Source organism: Cellulosilyticum lentocellum DSM 5427 (assembly GCF_000178835.2).
GTDB classification, from domain to species: Bacteria; Bacillota; Clostridia; order Lachnospirales; family Cellulosilyticaceae; genus Cellulosilyticum; species Cellulosilyticum lentocellum.
The window spans coordinates 3,522,408-3,535,263 of the sequence record NC_015275.1; the positions used below are offsets into that span (position 1 = coordinate 3,522,408).

Annotated in this window: 16 protein-coding genes; all 16 read right to left on the bottom strand. The window is 34.9% G+C overall.

Going from position 1 to position 12,856, the window contains the following annotated elements; translation table 11 throughout:
• Positions 1 to 150: 150 nt before the first annotated feature.
• Entirely contained in the window at positions 151 to 1,152 is a 1,002-nt protein-coding gene (locus tag CLOLE_RS16235; RefSeq protein ID WP_242825748.1) for a GNAT family N-acetyltransferase, read from the bottom strand.
• Positions 1,153 to 1,186: 34 nt separating this feature from the next.
• Positions 1,187 to 1,783 (bottom strand): TIGR03943 family putative permease subunit, encoded by a 597-nt coding sequence (locus tag CLOLE_RS16240; RefSeq protein ID WP_013658220.1) that lies wholly within the window; start codon positions 1,781 to 1,783, stop codon positions 1,187 to 1,189.
• Entirely contained in the window at positions 1,780 to 2,607 is an 828-nt protein-coding gene (locus CLOLE_RS16245; RefSeq protein ID WP_013658221.1) for a metal ABC transporter permease, read from the bottom strand. The genes CLOLE_RS16240 and CLOLE_RS16245 overlap by 4 nt, the downstream gene beginning before the upstream one ends.
• The gene (locus CLOLE_RS16250) at positions 2,600 to 3,310 is read right to left on the bottom strand and encodes a metal ABC transporter ATP-binding protein (RefSeq protein ID WP_013658222.1); all 711 of its coding nucleotides are present in this window, start codon (positions 3,308 to 3,310) and stop codon (positions 2,600 to 2,602) included. The genes CLOLE_RS16245 and CLOLE_RS16250 overlap by 8 nt, the downstream gene beginning before the upstream one ends.
• Entirely contained in the window at positions 3,311 to 4,351 is a 1,041-nt protein-coding gene (locus tag CLOLE_RS16255) for a metal ABC transporter substrate-binding protein (RefSeq protein WP_013658223.1), read from the bottom strand.
• A gap of 53 nt (positions 4,352 to 4,404) precedes the next feature.
• Positions 4,405 to 4,701 (bottom strand): hypothetical protein, encoded by a 297-nt coding sequence (locus CLOLE_RS16260; protein WP_013658224.1) that lies wholly within the window; start codon positions 4,699 to 4,701, stop codon positions 4,405 to 4,407.
• Between the two features lie 154 nt (positions 4,702 to 4,855).
• A complete protein-coding gene (locus CLOLE_RS16265; RefSeq protein WP_013658225.1) occupies positions 4,856 to 5,470 on the bottom strand; it encodes a DUF3793 family protein in 615 nt (204 codons plus the stop codon).
• Between the two features lie 24 nt (positions 5,471 to 5,494).
• Complete coding sequence (locus tag CLOLE_RS16270; RefSeq protein WP_013658226.1) at positions 5,495 to 5,635, bottom strand: FeoB-associated Cys-rich membrane protein; 141 nt, start codon at positions 5,633 to 5,635, stop codon at positions 5,495 to 5,497.
• A 46-nt stretch (positions 5,636 to 5,681) separates the two neighbouring features.
• Positions 5,682 to 7,853, bottom strand: coding sequence for a ferrous iron transport protein B (feoB, locus tag CLOLE_RS16275; protein ID WP_013658227.1), 2,172 nt, complete (start codon positions 7,851 to 7,853; stop codon positions 5,682 to 5,684).
• A 29-nt stretch (positions 7,854 to 7,882) separates the two neighbouring features.
• Entirely contained in the window at positions 7,883 to 8,104 is a 222-nt protein-coding gene (locus tag CLOLE_RS23440; protein WP_013658228.1) for a FeoA family protein, read from the bottom strand.
• Between the two features lie 12 nt (positions 8,105 to 8,116).
• On the bottom strand, positions 8,117 to 8,326 hold the full coding sequence (locus CLOLE_RS23445) for a FeoA family protein (protein ID WP_013658229.1): 210 nt from the start codon (positions 8,324 to 8,326) through the stop codon (positions 8,117 to 8,119).
• A 310-nt stretch (positions 8,327 to 8,636) separates the two neighbouring features.
• Positions 8,637 to 9,374, bottom strand: a complete 738-nt coding sequence (locus CLOLE_RS16290) for an ABC transporter permease (protein WP_013658230.1) — start codon at positions 9,372 to 9,374, stop codon at positions 8,637 to 8,639.
• On the bottom strand, positions 9,371 to 10,105 hold the full coding sequence (locus tag CLOLE_RS16295) for an ABC transporter ATP-binding protein (protein ID WP_013658231.1): 735 nt from the start codon (positions 10,103 to 10,105) through the stop codon (positions 9,371 to 9,373). Before CLOLE_RS16295 ends, CLOLE_RS16290 begins: the two co-directional genes overlap by 4 nt.
• Before the next feature lie 21 nt (positions 10,106 to 10,126).
• Entirely contained in the window at positions 10,127 to 11,017 is an 891-nt protein-coding gene (locus CLOLE_RS16300; protein WP_013658232.1) for a sensor histidine kinase, read from the bottom strand.
• Positions 11,018 to 11,046: 29 nt separating this feature from the next.
• Entirely contained in the window at positions 11,047 to 11,844 is a 798-nt protein-coding gene (locus tag CLOLE_RS16305) for an ABC transporter permease (protein ID WP_013658233.1), read from the bottom strand.
• On the bottom strand, positions 11,837 to 12,745 hold the full coding sequence (locus CLOLE_RS16310; RefSeq protein WP_330369278.1) for an ABC transporter ATP-binding protein: 909 nt from the start codon (positions 12,743 to 12,745) through the stop codon (positions 11,837 to 11,839). The genes CLOLE_RS16305 and CLOLE_RS16310 overlap by 8 nt, the downstream gene beginning before the upstream one ends.
• Positions 12,746 to 12,856: the final 111 nt, after the last annotated feature.

The following is a 12,856-nucleotide window of genomic DNA, read 5'->3' on the forward strand; positions in this document are numbered from 1 at the left end:
AATAGCCCTTGCTATGCACAAATAACATATCTTCTCATATAAAAATTCTCCTTTCTCTTTAATAACTCATCGTTTTTAATATTAATTTAAACATTCTATATTGCTAATTATATCATTCTGTTCATTATTAGTTCAATAATACTTATAAAACTATGCATGTGATACTGTTGGAAACATTAGCTTTTGTTCCTCAACAATCTTTAAGTTGTCTCCTATAATAAACAAGGTACAATCCTCTTCATGATAAGGTTTAATTGTATACCCTCCAATCTCATAAGGTGTAAATCCTAATATCACTTCTTTAATACCACTGCCAAAAGCAGTAATTACCTCATCTAATGCTAATCTTTGACCTGCAAAAATTTCGTGGAGTGTTAGTACCTCATTTTCTATATCTGCTATAACATAGGCCTTTTGTTCTGGCATATAATAAATGCTATTTTTCTTATAGCCTGTTATCCAAAAACCTAATAGTCCTTGATTGCTCATAGCTAATCTACCATTTAGTTCTGCTGTTTTACTAGCTGTAAATAATTTTTCCCAGTTACTGCATTCTGACATATCAACCTTTTGGGCTGTCTTCATATTGCCCTTCGTACAAACCTTTTTACTATATTGATACTCCTTTGCTGGCTTAAATCCAAACTTAGGATAAAATTCTAATACACTATCATTACCAAACAAGTAGATACCATCTACTTTATCTTTATACTCCACTAGTATTTGTTCCATTAAAAATCTGCTTAGTCCTTGGCCTCTATATGCTTCGTCTGTCATAACTGTACCTAGTTGAATATAATTCTTAGCTATGCCATCTTGCTGAAATCTCATAAGATTAACAGAAATATTAGCAATCACCTTATTATGATCCACTAAGGAATAAGGAATATATTGATCTCCCCAAAGTCCTTTTTCATACCAACTATTAAAGTTAATATCAAATGTTTTTATAGCCAATGTATTAAAGCTCTCTCTTAAAACCTTGTCCTCTTTATAATCTACTACATATCTATACTTCATACTTTTCCCCATTTCTTTTATCCAGAATACTTTAACCCAATATGTACTTATTTTATTATACCTGTTACTACCTCTATCTATCAAACTCATGTATTTTTCTGAAGAAAATATGCGCCATCTATTTTTACGCATAAAAAGGCACTTGTTTTTCACAAGTGCCTTGCTTTTATTGATAAACTACCTCTTGCCCACGTTCAGTTTTAATAGTTACCTCTGCATCTCTTAAAGTAAGATACGTATAGCCATTTTCCTCATAGCTCTCTAAAGTACCAATAACTTCTATCCAATCATTTTCCTCAGGTATTGTGTCACTAGTAGTGAATTCAAAGCCACACATACTCCCATCATTGTTACAGCAGCCTGGACCTGTTCGGTAAACAAAATAATAGGTTTGCTTGGTACTTTCATCATAAGCAGAAGTAAACATACCCTCTAATTTAATATTTTTCCCTTCATATTCAGCTGTATTAGTATAAATCTCATTCACATAGCTCACATACATTTTTTCTGTAATTTCTAATACCTCTACATCTTCATTTATACTTGTCACATCATTCTCACTAGGGGATACACTTTTTTGCTCATCACTAACAATATCACTTGTGTTCGTATTCTCACTGGGTAATATGATTTCTTCTGCTGCTTCTTGCTCTTTCTGAGTCTTACTTCCTTGGTCTTTACTAAGTGTTTCATTAGTAGTACACCCTGTCATGATGAAAGAAAGCCCCAGTACTATTGTTACTATACGTATTGCTTCTTTCATCGTTTTACCCCTCCTCTAATCATACCAATCATTGAGAATACTAAGAACATAACAATATTAACAGAAACCACACTAGCACCTGATGGTGTAGCAAATTCATAAGAAATCACCATTCCAGTTGCAAAGCAAACTAACGAGATCATAGCCGAACAGATTACTACCGATAAGAATTTCTTACACACCCTCATAGCTGTTAAAGCAGGGAAAATAATAAGACTTGAAATAAGCAAGGCTCCCATCATTCTCATCCCTAATACAATAGTAATAGCTGTTAAAAATGCGATTACCATATTATAAGCTTTTGTATGAGTACCTGTTGCCCTTGCAAAGGTTTCATCAAAGGTAATGGCAAATAAACGTACATAAAAAATGACAAATAAAACAAGAACTGCTATAGATAAATAAATACTTAAGGTTGCATCCGCTTGACTTAAGGATAAAATGCTCCCAAATAAGTAGTTACATACATCTGTATTCATGCCTGTTGTAAGTGAAACGGTCATTACCCCAATTGCTAAAGAACCACTTGAAATCAGTGCAATAGCAGCATCTCCTTTTATCTTACTACTTTCACTTAAATGTAGTAAAAAGAAGGCAGCTAGCACAACCACTGGTATAGTCAGCTGTAAGGGAGCCATATTGAGAGCTGTGGCTATAGCTAAGGTTCCAAAACCTACATGAGATAAGCCATCTCCAATCATAGAATATCTTTTGAGCACCAAGCTTACACCTAAGAGGGCTGCACATAGGGAAATTAAAGTCCCTACAATGAGTGCTCTTACTAAAAATGGATAAGCTAGCATTTCTGATAAGGTACTAAGCATTGGCTCCACCTCCTACAAAAGTTCTTCCTATATCACTATTTAAATAATCTTTCGTTGTTCCAAAATACAGCTGCTTATTACCTAACTGTAATATATGAGAAGCATACTTAACAGCTGCTTCTATATCATGAGAGATCATAATAACTGTAATATCATGTTTCTCATTAATTGTCTTAATAAGGTCGTACATTTCAGCTGTAACAACTGGGTCTAAGCCTGCTACCGGCTCATCTAGTAATAATAACTTTTGCGTTGCACAAAGTGCTCTTGCTAACAAAACTCTTTGCTGTTGACCACCTGATAGTTCTTGAAAACTCTGACCTTTAAGATGCTTAATGCCCATCCATTCCATTTTTTCTAGTACTACTTTTTTGTCTTTATTGTTGAAGAAAGGTCTCCAGCCTAACTGATTAAGCCTCCCAGATAAAACAACTTCATATACACTAGCTGGGAAATTACGCTGAATATCTGTTTGTTGTGGTAAATAACCAATTTGATTAGCTACTAATCCTTCTCCATAACCAATCTTCCCTCCTAAGGCTGACTTAAGTTTCAATAAGCCTTTCATCAATGTACTTTTCCCTGAACCATTTTCTCCAATAATGCAGAGGTAATCACCCTGATTAACAGTAAAATTGACATTGTCTAATATGATCTTCCCCTCGTATCCCATTTTCACTTCTTTACATGTTATAAGTGCCATTTAATTGAGTGCCTCCTTAATGGTTTCTACATTAGCTTTCATCACATCTAAGTAGGTAACACCCTTTTCAAAGTCTTCTTTAGTGATATTATGACAAGCATTAAATAGGCGCTTTTTAGCTCCTGTAGCCTCACAAATGGTATCTGCCATCCTTTCATTAGATAACTCAATATGAAATACCACAGGTATTTGATCTTCTTTCACTTTGTCAATTAAAAAGGCAACTGTTGCTGCACTAGGCTCTGTATCTGTAGAACACCCTGGAAAAGCTGCATAATAGCTAAGCCCATATTCTTCTACAAAGTAACGTAGTGGAAAGCGATCTGCAAAAATGACTTCTTTTCTTTTACCACTAGCAATTACTTTCTCAAAGGCTGCATCTAAATCTTGTAATTGTTTTACATAAGCTGATGTATTTTCTTCATAATCAGTTTTATTTATCTCATCTGCTTCAATAACAGCCGCTTCGATGGCCTTTACAATCTTAATAGCATTTTTAGGTGAGGTCCATACATGCTCATCGTATTCAACTGCTTCATGATCATGATCTTCCTCATGTTCTTCCTGGTGAGCTTCTTCATCTTGATGTTCATCCGCTTCATCATGTTCATCTGCTTTAGCATGTTCATCCTCTTCATCGTGTTCATGCTGCATACCTTCCACTATTTCTTCTTCTACAAGTTCAACACATTCTAACATCTTAATAACTTTCATATCTTTATTATCAATAGATTCTAATATGCCATCTACCCAAGCATCAGAATCTCCACCTCCATAAATAAAGACATCACAATTTTGAATCTTGATAATATCTTGTGGTGTCGGTTCATAAGAATGACTTTCTGCCGCCGGTGGTAACAGCATGCTCACCTCCGCTTTATCCCCTACAATTTGTCTTACAAAGTCATAGGGTGCAAAAACTGAAGTCACGATATTTAACCTGTCTGACTGAGGCCCAGATACTTCTTTATTTGTGCAGCCAAATAAAAGCATTGTTGATATGAGAAAAATACTCGCTAATGCTGTTCTTTTTTTATTCATTTCTATCCCTCCAAATTTAATATGGTTCTTCTCTTTGTTTAAACACCATCATTTCAATTCAGAAGTTTTACTTTAAGGGTTATAGGCGATGACTGAGAAAGATTCACTGCTACGCCAGCTTGGATATGTACTCTAATAAGGCACAATGGTTGAATTAATAATGCACCTAGCACAGCCCCTTTAATACTGTTAAGTAAATCTCTAGCTACATGAATCTGTAAACATATAGGGCAACCTTGGCCAGTACAATCATGATGATTTTCTTTATTAATATACACAATTGAAAATAACATACAAACAATCAACAATAACCCTAGCATGACTGTTATCTTTTTATGTTTTTCACTCACCTCGGTCCCCTCCTTTCTATACTCTACTGTCCCTTATTATAATCTTATTGCAAATCATTTGCAACTTTTCCTGCTAATTTTCCTAAATATTCCAACTTAAAAGAGTGGTACACAGCCTCAAATACAGTCTGTTACCACCCTCTTTATTTTTACCTTAAACAGCCAATGGCCTTTGCTTCTTATCATGATACTTTTCTACAATCTCTTTAATATCCATACCATTTGCAACCATTTGTAATACCATTTGCTTTGCCTGATCATAGCTTTCAAATATTTTTTTAGCATGATTCACGTTAGAATAAACTTTCCAATATCCTGTACATAAACAATCTTTTCCTTCATTCTTTATAAAGGCTTTTACGTCTTCATGTGGATAACCAAGGAGTATACCTAGTTCATGGGGGAATTGTTGTTTGAAACTCATATAGCATTGATACCTACTTGCTACTTGTTTTAAAATTTCTTCTAGGCTACTTTCCTCATATCCTAATTGCTTCATTAATTGCTGTTGTTTACTTTCTAGAAGATGCTTTTGTAAATGCTTTTTATGATACAAGAAAAACACTATTCTTTTTTCACATTTAAAAAGGATATCATACGAAATCCTACTTTCTTTAAATAATGCTTTGACATGCTCTTCATCTTCTATACTTACAATAAAGATATTAGAAACTTTAATGCCCACTAATAAAGGGGCACATTGAAAAGCTAACTGCTTTGCCAATTTCTTTTGGGTCATTTCTTCTAATTGAATGCATGCTCTACTCATAGATGTCTCCTTTGCTACCTGCTTCTAATGATTGCAGTGTCCACTGCAACCTTTACAACTTTGACCGCAGCCACACGCCTTGCCATTCTTTCTATCTTTAATAATGCTCCTAATAGCTATTCCCATAATGACTACAACTATACTGCCCACTATAAAAGTTCCCATATGCACACATCCCTTCTTGTTTAAATCATAAACCTTGCTATATACATTATAAGCCTTTTAAATCATTTGTTTGTATGCTATTCGTTACTTTACTGTAAGGTTTAACTATTAGATAAATCACCATGAGTATTACCGCAATAGCCACTACTGTACCTAAACCAAATGCGCCTGTGGTGATGAGCTGACCAATTTGGAAAATACATAATGATGCCAGATAAGCAAGGCCAGTTTGATAACCTATTGCAAACCAGAACCACTTTTTATTATTCATTTCTCGTTTGATGGCTCCCATAGCCGCAAAACAAGGTGCACAAAGTAAATTAAACACTAAGAAAGAATAAGCTGCAAGTGCTGGCATTTGGCCTGCAAGGGTGCTCCAAATTTCTGTTCCATCTTCTGCTACTTCTGAGAAACCATATAATACTCCGAAGGTACCTACTACATTTTCTTTGGCTACTAAACCTGTAAGTGCTGCTACTGATGACTTCCAGTCTCCCCAACCTAAAGGAGCAAAAATAGGGGCTAATAGCTTGCCGAAATCTGCTAAAAAGCCATCTTGCAAATCTTCTACCATGATTAGTTTACCATCTACCAATCCAAAGTTAGAAGTAAACCATACAATGACTGTCGATAATAAAATAATAGTTCCTGCTTTTTTAATAAAGGACCAACCACGTTCCCACATACTTCTTAAGATATTACCGACTGTTGGCCAGTGATATGCTGGAAGTTCCATAACAAAAGGAGCTGGGTCCCCTGCAAACATTTTTGTTTTCTTTAAAATAATACCCGAAATAACAATAGCTGCTATGCCTACAAAATAAGCACTTGGTGCCACCCACCATGCGCCATTAAATAACGCACCTGCTATAAGTGCAATAATAGGAAGCTTTGCACCACATGGAATAAAAGTCGTTGTCATGATTGTCATTTTTCTATCACGATCATTTTCAATGGTACGTGATGCCATGATTCCTGGTACACCACAGCCGCTACCTATTAACATAGGAATAAAGGATTTACCTGATAAACCGAACTTTCTAAAGATCCTATCCATAATAAAAGCGACTCTTGCCATATAACCACAAGCCTCAAGGAAGGCAAGGAATATAAATAAAATAAGCATTTGTGGTACGAAGCCTAAAACAGCACCTACACCACCAACTATACCATCTAAGACTAATCCTTTTAACCAGTCTGCACAGCCTATAGCATTTAAGCCGGCTTCAATAATAACTGGAATACCTGGGATAGTCATACCAAAAAGCTGCCATCCTTCACCAAATACACCATCATTGGCCCAATCAGTGGCTATAGTTCCCACTGTGGTTACAGAAATATAGTAAACGATAAACATAACTACTGCAAAGATAGGAAGTGCTAGAAATCTATTGGTTACAATGCGGTCAATGCGATCTGATACACTCAGTTGATCTCTATTCTTTTTAACGTAGCACTTACTAATCATAGAGGTAATATAGAGGTATCTTTCATTGGTAATAATACTTTCTGTATCATCATCCATTGACTCTTCTAGCCCATTAATCTCTACAGATACATCTGGTACTTTATTCATTAAACTATTTATTTTTTCATCGCGTTCTAAAAGTTTAATAGCAAAAAATCGTCTTTGATTTTCTTTTACATCATCTGCTATTTTACTTTCAATATGGGTAAGTACATTTTCTACCTCCGCAGAAAATTCATGGACTCTTTGAACTGCTTTTTTACCTTTTGCTAGCTGAACTGCTTTTTCAGCAGCTTCACTAATCCCCTTACCCTTTAAAGCCGAAATCTCTACAACTGGACATCCTAATTTTTGACTAAGCTTATCTATATGTATGAGATCGCCATTTTTACTGACTATATCCATCATATTGACAGCCATAACTACCGGTATACCAAGTTCAATAAGTTGGGTAGAAAGGTATAAATTTCTTTCTAAATTTGTTCCATCTACAATGTTTAAAATTACATCTGGCGTTTCATTAATGAGGTAATTTCTAGCTACCACCTCTTCTAAAGTATATGGCGATAAAGAATATATACCTGGTAAGTCAATGATAATGACATCTTCATGCCCTTTAAGCTTACCTTCCTTTTTTTCTACTGTTACGCCAGGCCAGTTTCCTACAAATTGGTTTGAGCCGGTTAAAGCATTGAACAATGTTGTTTTACCACAGTTTGGATTACCGGCAAGTGCTATTTTAATTGACATTTGATTACTCCCTTCTACCTCTGCTATCTTTATTCAACTTCTATCATTTCAGCATCTGCTTTTCTAAGAGACAGTTCATAGCCCCTAACTGTTACTTCAATAGGATCACCTAGAGGTGCTACTTTTCTCACATAAACCTCTGTTCCTTTAGTAAGTCCCATATCCATCAAACGTCTTTTGACAGCTCCCATACCATGAAGCTTAACTACCTTAATGGTTTCACCACATTTCATTTCTTTTAGCGTTTTCATAGTACGTCCTTTCTATATTAAAATTTTACTAGCCATTTCTTTATTAAGAGCTACTCTTGATTCTTTAATATTGACAATCACATTGCCATCTAATTTGGAGATTACTGTTACCTTACCTCCCATAACAAAGCCTAAACTTTCTAAAAATCTCCTTACTTCTTCTTTACCGCCAACTTTCTTAATCAAGTTGCTTTCTCCGATACCTGCCATTGTTAAAGGCATATCATCACCCTCTTTATTTTGATAAAAATTATATCTTGATAATAATTTTCATTTTTCTTAAATTTAGTATATTCTAGTTGAGATTTATTGTCAATATCTAATTGATATCTATTATCAAAACTTGACTATTTGAACTATGCTTAATTTATTAATTATTTCCTCATTATTAACCTGACAACCTATTTTAGAGAATCAAAAGAGAGTGTGTTATCTAGTTAAACACACTCTCCTTTTTGTTTAGAACCTATTCGCAGTAATTCCTCGCTTACAATTATCATTTTCCCTTATAACTTAATACTTCTTTTCTCTTTTAAATCTGGTCACTATTCATTTTCTTTTTAAAAATGATGATCGCAACAGCCATAATAACGACTGCATAACCAATCACCCACCACAGATGGGGCATGATCTCACTATAGTTACCTGTTAGAGCGGCTCTTCCCGCCTCTACAGCATGAGCAAAAGGCATGGCATAAGCAACTGTTTTAAACCAACCGCCTACCAAGCTTAAATCAAACCAAGTTCCACTAAGCCAAGCACTTAAGTTGGTTAAGAGTGCCCCACATACAGCACCCACCTGTTTATCATTAAATAAAGTACCTGCTAAAAGGCCAAATCCTATAAATAAAACAGATGTTGGTAACATAACAAGGAGTGCTAAAACGACATTCATACTAATCTCCAACCCCAGAAAAAATGCAGCTATAAAGCAAATTAAGCTTTGCATAATCGCAATAGGTAATAGCGGCAAAGTATAGCCAAGAATATAATCAGATGCTGTAAGTGGAGTAGTAAAAAGTCTCATTAAAAAAGACGTCCCTCTATCTTTGGCAATAAGCATACCCGAAAAAAGTGAGATAAAAGAAAGACCAAATACAGCAATGCCTGGAATAAGCTTATGAATTACAAATAAATCTACTGGAATGTTAGCTTGAATGGCTGATAAAAGAAACAACAACACAAGTGGAAAGCCAAGTCCAAACATCAAATTTAAACGATCTCTTAAAATTTCTTTTCTATTTCGTGATGTAAAAGCAAATACTCTCATTGTTTTCCCCCCTCTATAGTTGCAATGGATACAAAGGCTTCTTCCAAACTCTTTGTATGTGTTTGTTCCTTTAAAGTCTCCACTGTTCCTATGGCTCTCATTTTTCCATTTGCCATAATGCCTACACGATCTGAGAGTGCTTCTACCTCTTCCATATAATGAGTGGTTAAAATAATCGTAATTTTCCCCTTTAGATGTTGAATGACACTCCAAAGTTCTCTTCTTGATAAAACATCTAACCCCAATGTAGGCTCATCTAAAAATAATATTTTCGGTTCTGAAATAAGTGCCATGGCAATACTCAGTCTTCTTTGAATGCCTCCAGATAAAGTCTTCGCTTTATCATTTGTCACTTCCTCTAATCTAAAAATGCGTAGCATCTCATCAACTTTTTGGGTACTCTCTATTTTGTTGCATCCATAGATTTTTGCCATAAGCTCTAAATTTTCTTTGACTGATAAATTAGGTGCCACTGCTGTTTCCTGTGGTGAAACATTGATTTTCTCTTTTACCGCATACTGACTTTTAACAATGCTATCACCAAGTAATGTAGCATCTCCTTCTGTAGGCTTTATAAGACAAGAAAGCATTTTGATAGCGGTTGTTTTCCCCGCGCCATTCACCCCTAATAAAGTAAAAAGTTCTCCTTGATTCACTGATAAATTTAGTCCATCAACAGCTGTTTTCTTCCCATATTTCTTAGTCAAACTCTTTGTTTGAATCGCAATCATTATAATCCCTCCCTAAGCTTCTTATTGCGCTAATGGTAATGTCACCTTAATTTCAAGTAAATCTCCTTTTATTTCAGCAGTAACGTTCCCCTTCATTTGCTCTGCTAATAATTTGACTATAGATAAGCCAAGCCCTCCCATACGGCTTCTGGCCTCATCCCCAGAATAAAATCTTTCAAATAATCTCTGGATATCTATTTTTTCCGGTTCCCTAACGGGATTGATGAAACGAAGTATTCCTTCTTTATTACTTAAAACCTCTACTTTTATAGTTCCTTCTGAATGCTCTACACTATTGCGAATAAGATTTTGCACAATTCTAGTTACCATTTCTTCATCTGCTTCTACATAAACAGGTGCTGTTTCCTCAAACTCAAGAGGCTTATTCGCTTCTTCAAAACTTGTGATAGAAGCAATTAAACAATCGGTTACTAGCCCCGTTAAATTGATACGCTTTAATTTTATTTCTGGCTGTGTATTTAAAAGATAAGCATATTCGAAAAAGTGATCTATCAAACCTTTTAGTTCTTCACTATGTTTTCTGGCAACTGCTAACCTTTTTCTTTGTTCTTCGCTGAGTTCTCCTTTTTCAAGAAGCTGCTGATAGCCTTGAATGGCCGTAAGAGGTGTTCTTAGATCATGAGAAATATTAGCAATCATTTCTTTAAATTGCTTTTCTTCTTGCATGCTTTTTAAACGTAAGTTTTCTTCTGCCTTTAGGCACTTATTAATGCAAATCACCAATTGATTTAAGTTTTTACTGACTAGCTGCACGCTTATATTTTGACGTGTATGCGCCTTTAGTCTTCTTTCTAGCTGCTCACTCATACTTCTAATCTGCATTTCTATTACTCCAATATAACCTAGCAGCAAGATGATGATTGTTATTAATATTCCTATCAAATAAGCCATATGTTCCTCCATCCTTTTCCCAAGCTTCCTTACTTAACCTCAACTCTTTTAAAAATTTTGCAGCTTATGACACCCATAATAAAAATAAATATCAAATTAACTATGATAGCTTTTATTAACACCGCAATATTCGTCTCCAAGCCTAAAATCATATAAATTCTAGAATAAGGTGTGTAACCCAGTAAAATTGAAAAAATAGGAAGTTCTCCTAATAGGCCCACAACAATATCTATTAATCCACATCCTACAAAACCTCCAATCATAACAAATATCTGCTTTTTAATAATCAAAGCAAACGGAATACATATACTTAATCTCGCTACATATACCACTACAGTTGCTATATAAATAATGACTAATTTTCCTATTTGTACACCACTTATTGCTTGCCCATTAGCATCTGCTAGGCATTTGAGAAAAGTAGACACAACAATCTTGTCCGGCAAAGATACACCTATTATCATTGCTACTAAAGTAGTCAATAAGTAGGGTAATAATAAAATGGCTATCATGAGTCCAAAAGTAATGAATTTACTTCTCACAATCGTACTTCTTCCTACTCCTGCTGAAATCACATGATGCATGCTTTTATCTTCGAAATCTTGACATATAACAACTCCTGCCATCAATGAACCAAAAAGGGAAATCATCATGATTTCTGTTAATCCCGAAAGATCTCCACTTATTGCTTCACTTATAAAACCCTTGGAAATCCCATAGCTCATTATAGTTAAGGAAGCTGCACTTATCATGCAAGAGAGTATACTTACTTTAACTGCTATTAATTTACGAAGCTTAAATAAATCCGCTGCAATTAAATTAAACACCTTGTTCCCCCCTTATAACAGATAAAAAGTAACTTTCTAATGTATCTCCACTTAAAGCAAAATGAGTAGGTAAGATGTTATTTTCAAAAAGGGTTCTCATTACCTTCTCTCTTTGATCTAAATAATCATAAAGCTTAACACTTCTATCAGGCATTACTTTGAATCTTGTAGTTCCTAGCTTCATTTCTAATACCGCTACTAGAGCTTCTACTTTCTCACACTTAATGAGTAAATGGTGCTGGCATTCTTCCTCTAGGTTCTCCTGCGTTAGTATTTTTTTAATTTCTCCTTGATCTATAATAATGTAGTCTGTACAGGTCTGATAAAGCTCCGGTAAATTATGGCTTGAGATAAGAACGGCTACATGCCTTTCCTCACTGATTTTTTTAATCAATCCACGTACTTCTACAATGCCTACTGGATCTAGACCATTAATAGGTTCATCTAATAGGAGTAGTTCAGGATTCCCTAATAAACTGATAGCAATACCAAGCCTTTGCTTCATTCCAAGTGAAAAATTTTTAACTTTCTTTTTATGAGACTCTTTAAGCCCCACCATTTCAAGAAGTTCTTCTTCTAATTCACTTCCTGGAATTCCCCTCATGATTCGATAATATCTTAAATTCTCTCTGGCTGTCATATTACCATTTAAGCCTGACTCTTCTATTAAAATACCTATGCGCTTTAATTCTTCTTGCCTTTGCCGTTCTTCTTGGTGTCCAAATAGTTCGATAGCGCCATAAGTCTGAATACTTAATCCTGCAATAAGCCTCATTAAAGTTGTTTTTCCCGCCCCATTTTGGCCAATTAGTCCATAGATTTTCCCTGCCTCTAAAGATAAATCTACATTATTTAAGGCAATAAAGTTGCTATAACGTTTAGTAAGTCCATATGTTTTCAATATATATTCTCTCATGGCAATTCCTTTCTGTTAGGCTATAAAAACAGTAGCTACTCTTTTATAGTTTTAGTTTAAACTGAAAAGGTTTAGAAAAGGTTAAGAAAAATAAGA